Source organism: Streptomyces sp. PA03-1a, from assembly GCF_033792805.1.
Taxonomy (GTDB): domain Bacteria; phylum Actinomycetota; class Actinomycetes; order Streptomycetales; family Streptomycetaceae; genus Actinacidiphila.
In genome coordinates this window covers 1-7,371 of record NZ_JARAVO010000342.1, presented here as the reverse complement: position 1 = coordinate 7,371, position 7,371 = coordinate 1, and the positions used below count along the sequence as shown (strand labels likewise).

Annotated in this window: 7 protein-coding genes and 2 pseudogenes; 4 read left to right on the top strand and 5 right to left on the bottom strand. The window is 74.5% G+C overall.

The features are described from left to right. Window positions 1–343: pseudogene (locus PV341_RS42180) on the bottom strand (hypothetical protein); the annotation flags it as partial. Between the two features lie 275 nt (window positions 344–618). Between PV341_RS42180 and PV341_RS42175 the strand changes: the two are divergent. The 3 genes from PV341_RS42175 (at window position 619) to PV341_RS42165 (ending at window position 3,814) form a co-directional block, all read left to right on the top strand. Next, window positions 619–1,590, top strand: coding sequence for an aldo/keto reductase (locus tag PV341_RS42175; RefSeq protein WP_500360632.1), 972 nt, complete (start codon window positions 619–621; stop codon window positions 1,588–1,590). 74 nt (window positions 1,591–1,664) lie between these two features. Continuing rightward, window positions 1,665–3,167: an MFS transporter gene (locus tag PV341_RS42170; protein WP_500324096.1), complete on the top strand. Its 1,503-nt coding sequence runs from the start codon at window positions 1,665–1,667 to the stop codon at window positions 3,165–3,167. 68 nt (window positions 3,168–3,235) lie between these two features. Next, window positions 3,236–3,814: a dihydrofolate reductase family protein gene (locus PV341_RS42165; protein ID WP_500324097.1), complete on the top strand. Its 579-nt coding sequence runs from the start codon at window positions 3,236–3,238 to the stop codon at window positions 3,812–3,814. Window positions 3,815–3,844: 30 nt separating this feature from the next. Here the strand turns inward: PV341_RS42165 and PV341_RS42160 are convergent, their stop codons facing one another. Together PV341_RS42160 and PV341_RS42155 are read right to left on the bottom strand one after the other, a co-directional pair. Next, window positions 3,845–4,360: a mycothiol transferase gene (locus tag PV341_RS42160; RefSeq protein ID WP_500324098.1), complete on the bottom strand. Its 516-nt coding sequence runs from the start codon at window positions 4,358–4,360 to the stop codon at window positions 3,845–3,847. A 53-nt stretch (window positions 4,361–4,413) separates the two neighbouring features. Next, a complete protein-coding gene (locus tag PV341_RS42155; protein WP_500324099.1) occupies window positions 4,414–5,334 on the bottom strand; it encodes a LysR substrate-binding domain-containing protein in 921 nt (306 codons plus the stop codon). 72 nt (window positions 5,335–5,406) lie between these two features. Here PV341_RS42155 and PV341_RS42150 point away from each other — a divergent pair, with 72 nt between their 5' ends. Then, window positions 5,407–6,333, top strand: a complete 927-nt coding sequence (locus PV341_RS42150) for a DMT family transporter (RefSeq protein WP_500324100.1) — start codon at window positions 5,407–5,409, stop codon at window positions 6,331–6,333. Here the strand turns inward: PV341_RS42150 and PV341_RS42145 are convergent. Both PV341_RS42145 and PV341_RS42140 read right to left on the bottom strand, forming a co-directional pair. After that, window positions 6,300–7,031, bottom strand: a complete 732-nt coding sequence (locus tag PV341_RS42145) for a class I SAM-dependent methyltransferase (RefSeq protein WP_500324101.1) — start codon at window positions 7,029–7,031, stop codon at window positions 6,300–6,302. The genes PV341_RS42150 and PV341_RS42145 overlap by 34 nt on opposite strands. A 41-nt stretch (window positions 7,032–7,072) precedes the next feature. Continuing rightward, a pseudogene (locus PV341_RS42140) lies at window positions 7,073–7,371 on the bottom strand (S1 family peptidase); the annotation flags it as partial.

The following is a 7,371-nucleotide window of genomic DNA, read 5'->3' as shown; positions in this document are numbered from 1 at the left end:
CGCCACCCGGCGCGCGCTGCGCGTCGCGCTGCTCACCGGCACCGGCGGCGCCGCCGGTGCCGGTGAGCAGCGCGACGCGCAGCGCGCGCCGGGTGGCGGGGGAGCGCCGGGGCGGTGCCGTCCTGGTCCCGGCCCGGGGATCCGCGGCCCGGGGGTCCGCGGCCTGAGGCGCGGCCCGTCGCGGAGGCGGTCCGGTGCGGGGCAGCGCCTGGGTGTCAGGGCCGCCCTCCCGGGGCGGGGCGGCACCGCCGGCGGGGCGGAAGAGGCCGAGGGACTCCTCCCACGGCTCGTCCGGCCCTCCGGGCGTCTCCCGCGCGGTGATGATGCGCGTCGGCTCGATCATGCGGCGCCGCGGCGGTCCTCCGCCGGACGGGTTCGGCACAGCGGTCCCCCTGTTCTCCCCCCCCGTCATTCGTACTGGGCCGGCCACGCTAGGACCCGCGGGTGGGCCGAAGGCCCGGAATCGCCGAACGCGCCGCGCCCCGGGCTCCGTTGGGGTATGCGCGGTCACCGCCGACGGCGCCGCGAAGGAACCCTGACGACCTTGTGCCGGCCGGTCGCCTATCGTCGTGGCTGCGGAGACCGCTCCGCGGGTGACGGCACGAGTGGAGGACGACTGTGCGCTACCGGGACCTGGGACGCAGCGGGCTGCGGGTGTCGGAGATCGGCTACGGAGCCTGGGGGATCGGCGAGTCCGCGTGGGTGGGCGCGACCGAGGACGAGTCGCTGCGCGCCCTGAACCGGGCCGTCGACCTCGGGGTGAACCTCATCGACACCGCCCGCGGCTACGGCGAGAGCGAGCGCATCGTCGGACGGGTCGTCCGCGACCGCGCCCGGGCCGGTGACGAGATCCTCGTGGCCACCAAGGTGCCGCCGAAGAACCGCCTGTGGCCCGCCCCCGACGGCGTGGACCCGGCGGAGGCGTTCCCCGGCGACCACATCCGCGAGAGCCTCGAGACCAGCCTGCGGGCCGCCGGGCTCGACCACTTCGACGTGCTCCAGTTCCACGTCTGGAGCGACGAGTGGGTCGGCCGCGGGGACTGGGCGGAGACCGTCGCCGACCTGAAGAAGGAGGGCAAGATCCGGCTCTTCGGGGTGTCGGTCAACGACCACGAGCCGGACAACGCCCTCGCCCTGGTCCGCAGCGGGCTCGTGGACACGGTGCAGGTGGTCTACAACGTCTTCGACCAGGCACCGGCGGACGCGCTGCTCCCCGCCTGCCAGGAGCAGGGCGTCGGCGTCATCGTCCGGGTGGCCCTCGACGAGGGCGGCCTGACCGGCCGGATCACCGCCGGGACCACCTTCCCCGAAGGGGACTTCCGCAACCGCTACTTCCGTGACGACCGCCCCGCGCAGGTGGAGCGCCGCGTGGACGCCATTGTCGCCGACCTCGGCATCGACCCCGACGACATCGCGGAGACCGCCCTGCGGTTCGTGCTGAGCGCCCCCGCGGTCTCCACCGTCATCCCCGGCATGCGGTCGGTGCGCAACGTCGAGCGGAACACCGCGTTGAGCGACGGCCGGCCCCTGACGCCGGAACAACTCGCGGTCCTGGCCCGGCACCGCTGGGAGCGCAACTTCTACGGCTGACCGCCCGCAGCATGAACGCCCCCGGCGGGGGAAGGCGCGCTTCCGGACAGAACGGCTCGTTCACGGAGGTGACCATGTCAGCGTCGACGGCTCATGCCGACCCGCCGGGAGCGTTGCGGACCGATGTGCCGGCCCGGCTGGACCGGTTGCCGTGGACCCGCTGGCACTGGCGCATCGTCATCGGCCTGGGCACCGTGTGGATCCTCGACGGCCTCGAGGTCACCATCGTCGGCAACATGGCGGGCCGGCTGGCCGAGCAGGGCAGCGGCATCGACATCAGCACCGCCCAGGTCACCACGCTGGCGGCCGCGGTGTACGTCGCGGGGGCCTGCCTGGGCGCGCTGTTCTTCGGCAGGCTGACCGACCGGCTCGGCCGCAAGAAGCTGTTCATGGTGACCCTGGCCGTCTACCTCGCGGCCACGGCGGTCACCGCGGTGTCGTGGACCGCCTGGTTCTTCATCCTGTGCCGCTTCTTCACCGGCTTCGGCATCGGCGGCGAGTACGCCGCCATCAACTCGGCGATCGACGAGCTGATCCCCGCCCGGGTGCGCGGCCGGATCGACCTGATCATCAACGGCAGCTTCTGGATCGGCGCCGCCGTGGGCGCGTTCGCGTCCATCGCCCTGCTGGACACCTCGCTGTTCGCCGGTGACGTCGGCTGGCGGCTCGCCTTCGGCATCGGCGTCGTCCTGGGCCTGGTCATCCTGCTGGTGCGCCGTCACGTGCCGGAGAGCCCGCGCTGGTTGTTCACCCACGGACGGGCGGAGGAGGCCGAGCGCCTGGTCGCCGACGTCGAGCGCACGGTGGCCGAGGAGAGCGGCAAGCCCCTGCCGGAGCCGGGCGAGAGCATCCTCATCCGCCCCCGCGGCGAATTGGGCTTCCTCACCATCGCCCGCACCGTCACCCGCGAGTACCCGCGCCGCACGCTGCTCGGTCTCGCGCTCTTCTCCGGCCAGGCCTTCCTCTACAACGCCGTCACCTTCGGCTACGCGGTCATCCTCACCACCTTCTTCGACGTGCCGAACGGTGACACCGGCTACTACTTCGCCGTCATCGCGGTCGGCAACTTCCTCGGCCCGCTGCTGCTCGGTCACCTCTTCGACTCCGTGGGCCGCAAGCCGATGATCACCGGCAGCTACGTCGGCTCCGGCCTGCTCCTGTTCGGCACCGCCTGGCTGTTCCAGCAGGGCGCACTCAGCGCGGTCACCATGACGGCCTGCTGGACCGCGGTGCTGTTCCTCGCCTCCGCGGGAGCCAGCGCGGCCTACCTGACGGTCAGCGAGATCTTCCCGCTGGAGACCCGTGCGCTGTGCATCGCCTTCTTCTACGCCGTCGGCACCGCCCTCGGCGGCATCACCGGCCCCCTGCTCTTCAACGGCCTGGTCGGCAGCGGCGAGCCCGGCGACACCACCCTCGCCTTCTGCCTCGGCGCCGCCCTGATGACCCTCGCGGGCCTGGTCGAGGCGGCCATCGGGGTACGCGCCGAGCGGCGCAGCCTGGAGTCCCTGGCTGCCCCGCTCAGCGCCGTCGGGGAACCGGCGGGGACCACCTCCGGCGCCTCCGGAGCGCGCCCGTGAAGGGCGTCCCCGGCGACCCCGGGGGCGTATCGTCCGGTGGGTCGTAGGCAACCCAGGGGAGGACCCCCGTGCGAAAGATCATCCTGCAGATGGCGGTGTCCCTCGACGGCTACTTCGAGGGGCCCGACCGTGAGATCGACTGGCACCGCGTGGACGAGGAACTGCACCTCCACATGAACGAGCGGCTGAAGACGATGGGCGCCTTTCTGAGCGGCCGCGTCACCCACGAGCTCATGGCCGCCTACTGGCCCACGGCCGACGCCGACCCGCAGAGCAGCCCCGCCGAGGCGGAGTTCGCCGGGATCTGGCGCGACATGCCGAAGTTCGTGTACTCGCGGACGCTGGAGCGGGCCGAGTGGAACACCACGATCGTGCGCGACGTCGTCGCCGAGGAGGTCCTGGAGCTCAAGGCGCGGCCGGGCGGCGACCTGGTGCTCGGCGGTGCCGACCTCGCCGCCTCGTTCCTGCGGCTGGGACTGGTCGACGAGTACCGGATCTACGTCCACCCGGTCGTGCTGGGCCGGGGCAGGCCGGTCTTCCCCGACGCCGGCACGCTCACCGCCCTCCGGCTCGCCGGGACCCAGACCTTCGGCAACGGGGTCGTGCTGCTGCAGTACGACCGGGCCGACGCCGGACCGGGCGTCTGACCGGGCGTCTGAGCGGGCGCCTGACCGCCGCTAGAGCGCGCCGCGTTCCACGCAGCCGCGCAGGAACGCGGCCTGCCCGGCGTGCTGCAGGTCGTCCGACACCACGCTGACCAGCCGTACCGCCAGCGTCACCGGCGGATCCCAGCTGGTGTCGACGACGCGTGGGAAGTCCGTCTCGCGGAGCGTCCGCAGGTAGCCCAGGGTGTGCTCGTACACCGCGTCGTGGTAGCCGGTCAGCAGCTCGCCCGACGCGACGCGCAGCGCGGCGACGTCCTTGGGGCGGTGGCCGTACCCGGTGTCGTACGGCGCGAAGGGCAGGCCGAAGCGGTCGGCCCAGCCGCCGTCGGTCCACAGCTGCCCGGTGCCCGCGACGCCGGCCACATGGTCGTCCTGAATGCGCGTCAGGTGCCAGATCAGCCAGGCGATCGAGTTCGCCCCCTCGTCGGGCCGCGCGTGCAGGCCGTCCAGGGGCATGCCGTCGACGGCCTCGTGCACGGTCTCCTGGATCCTGCCGAAGGCGTCGGCGAGCAGATCTGCGCTCTTCATGCGTGCTCCCTCGGTTCCTGTGCCGGGCGGTCCCCGCTGCCGCTCCGCCCACGCTAGGCGTGCCGCCCCGCCGCGGCCACCAGACACTCCAGCACGCGGCGCAAGGGCGGCTGCCCGGCGGTGCCGGCGGCCAGCAGCGCCGAGACCGTACGGGTCACCGGGTGCGCGGGCGGGTGCAGGCTGACGCCGTCCAGGGCGGCGGGCAGTGCCAGCCGAGGGACGAGCGCGACACCCGCACCGGCCGCGACGAGGGCGGTGAGCACCGAGAAGTCACTGGCCAGCGCCACCGGCCGGGGCACGAATCCGGCCGCGCCGCAGGCCCGCCGGGTCAGCTCGTGGCAGGAGGTGTCCGGTCCGGGCATGAGCCATTCCTGCCCGGCGAGGAGCGCCAGGTCGAGGGCCTCGCCCGGGCCCAGGCCGTGTTCGGCGGCGAGCGCGGGAGGAACGGCGAGCAGCACCGGGTCCTCCATCAGATGGTGCTGCTCGCAGCCGGCGGGCACCTCGCGCGGGAGCAGGCTGTACGCGTGGACGACGGCGATGTCGGCCTCACGGCGCCGCAGCAGCTCCACCGCCGCGGCGGGTTCGTGCTCGGCGATCCTCAGCCCGGTCGACGCACCGGCATCCCCGCCGGCGAGCAGCCGCCACACCTCCGGCATCAGGGTGCGCGCCGCGGACGGGAAGGCGGCGACGCGGACGGGGCCGCCGGCGCCCCCGCGGAGCCTGTCCAACGCGGCCTCGGCGGAGGCGAGATCGCCGAGGATCACCTCCGCGTGCTCCACCAGCAGTCGCCCGGCCGGGGTCAGCCGCAGCGTGCGGCCCCGCTTCTCCAGGACCGGGACCCCGGTCTCCCGCTCCAGCGCGGCGAGTTGCTGGGAGACGGCGGGGCCGGTCAGATGCAGTGCCTCGGCGGTCGCGGCGACCGTGCCGTGCACCGAGAAGGCCCGCAGCAGGCGCAGCCGGCGGACGTCGAGCATAAAGCCCACCTTCTCGTTTTCGGAAGAAAGGGTAACTGGATCTTTTCCATCCTAGTCGGGACAGTGGGACACGTGAAGCCTCCCGCCCCCTCGCCCCGTGTCCTCGCCCTCGCCGGCACCGTCGTGCTGTGGGCCTCGGCGTTCCCCGCCATCCGCGTCGGCCTGGAGGGGCTGGGGGTCGCCGGTCTGTCCTTCCTGCGGCTGGCCGTGGCGTCCGCCGCGCTCGCCGTGGCCGCACCCCTGCTCGGCGTCCGCCGGCCACGGCGGCGCGACCTGCCGCTCATCGCGTTGTGCGGCCTGACCGGCATGGCCGCGTACCAACTGCTGCTCAACTGGGGCGAGGTTCACGTCCCCGCGGGCACCGCCAGCCTGCTGGTCGCCATCGCCCCCGCCTTCAGCGTGTTCCTCGCGACGGCCTTCCTCGGCGAACCGCTGACCCGCACCGTCGTGGCGGGCAGCCTCGTGGCGATCGGTGGGGCCGCCGTCATCGCCCTCGCCCGCGGCGGCGCGCACTTCACCGCGGGCGCGCTCGTCGTCCTCGGCGCCGCCGTCGTCCAGGGCGTCTACCACGCCGCCACCAAACCGCTGCTGCGCCGCCACACCGGACTGGAGGTGGCCTGCTACGCCATGTGGGCCGGCACCCTGATGCTGCTGCCACTCGCCCCCGGCACCGTGCGGGCGGCGGCCCACGCCCCCGGCCCGGCCCTCGCCTCGGCGGTCTACCTCGGCCTGCTGCCGTCCGCGCTGGGTTTCGTGATCTGGGGGTACGCGGTCGCCCGGCTCAGCCTCGCGACCTCGACGGCGGCGCTGTACCTCGTACCGCCGGTGGCCCTCCTCGTCGCCTTCGTGTGGCTCGGCGAGATCCCCCGGCCCACCGAACTGGCGGGCGGGGCGATCGGCATCGCGGGCGTCGTCCTGATCAACCGCGGGCGGCCCGGGGCGTCCGGGGCCGGCCGGGCCGCGCGTCAGCGGACCGCGAGGACCAAGGTCACGACGTAGTTCTCCTCGACCACGCCGTCCGGGAAGTGCCGCAGCAGGCGCTCCCGTTCGGCGGCGAGGAAGGCGCCGGCGCGTTCCTCGCCGAGCACCAGGAAGGCCGACTGGGTGCCGACGTTCGCCAGGTGCACCTCGACGGGCACCCGCCGGGACCACGGCAGCCGGTGCTCGGCGAAACCCGGCCCGCCCGGCAGCCGCCCCGAGCGGGGATGGGACAGCTTCCCGAAGAAGCCGCCCAGCCGGTCCTGCTCGCCGGCGATCCACGGCACCGACACGTCGGGGTCGTTGCGCCACAGCGCGAACGCGCCGCCCGGCCGCAGCACCCGCAGCGCCTCCGGCACCGACCGCCGCGGATCGGTCCAGTGCCAGGCCTGCGCGTACGTCACGAAGTCGAAGGCGCCGGAGGCCAGTGGCAGCCGGTCGCCGTCCCCGCGCACCAGGGCGACGTCCGGCAGGTTGCGGCGCAGCTCCGCGGCCATGCCGTCGCCCGGCTCCACGGCCACCACCCGGGCGCCGCGCTGGTGCAGCAGCGCGGTGGCGATGCCGGTCCCCGCGCCCACGTCGGCGACCAGGGCACCGTGCAGCCGGTGCCCCGCCAGCTCCTCCACGGCGTCGAGGAGGGCCGGCGGGTACGAGGGACGGTTCGCGGCGTACCGTCCGGCGGCCCGGTCGAAGGCGCGGGCGCGAGGTGAGCTGGTCATACCTCCATGATCCTCCGCCCCGGCCCGCTCGTGGCGCCCGGTCAGTCCCAGCCTCCTGGGCCGTAGCCCCCGCCGGCTCCCGCGGCGGGACGGATCCACCGCGTGGCCAGGAAAGCGAGGCAGCTGACGGCGACGATCAGCAGACCGGGGCCGATGCCGCCCCCGCTGCCGATCGCGCCCAGCGACGTCTGATCGCTCGCGGTGCCCGGGTAGACCGGCGCACCACCCGGCGCCGTCGGGGCGGCAGGGGCCCCCGGGGCCGCCTGCTGCCCGCCCTGACCGTTGCCGGAGCCGCCTGTGCCGCCGGAGCCGCCCCCCGCGCCCCCGCCCGCCTCACGGG